Annotated in this window: 1 pseudogene; it reads left to right on the top strand. The window is 49.0% G+C overall.

The features are described from left to right. A pseudogene (locus GRP75_RS28975) lies at nucleotides 1–543 on the top strand (FAD-dependent oxidoreductase); the annotation flags it as partial.

Raw genomic sequence — 543 nt, 5'->3', positions numbered from 1 at the left:
ACGATTAAGGAAAGTGCACAATTCGGTATTGAGACATCGGGAGCACAGCTTGTATTTCCTAAGGTTCAGGAGCGTAAGGAAGCCGTTGTGGAGTAACTGCATCAAGGCGTTCAATTTTTGATGCGTAAAAATAAAATTACGGTGCTGAGTGGTAAGGGACGTGTGATTGGTCCGTCTATATTTTCTCCAAAAAGCGGGGCAGTTGCTGTGGAACTAGAAAATGGTGAGATGGAAACGATTGTTCCTACACATCTCATTATCGCAACGGGATCACGCCCGCGTGTGCTGTCCGGACTGGAGCCAGATGGCGAATTTATCCTGAGCAGTGACGAAGCGTTAACTATGGAGGAGCTACCAGCATCCCTGATTATCGTGGGCGGTGGTGTTATTGGCGTAGAGTGGGCTTCCATGCTAAATGATTTTGGCGTGGAGGTTACGGTGGTTGAAGCCGCGAATCGACTTATTCCCACGGAAGACGAAGACGTTTCGCGTGAAATGCAGCGCTTGTTAACCAAGCGTGGTGTCAAGGTGCTGACGGGTTCA

This window comes from Paenibacillus sp. OT2-17, from assembly GCF_009827695.1.
Lineage (GTDB): Bacteria > Bacillota > Bacilli > Paenibacillales > Paenibacillaceae > Paenibacillus > Paenibacillus polymyxa_B.
Note: the sequence above shows the minus strand (reverse complement) of the source record. Positions and strands in the feature narration are given on the sequence as shown.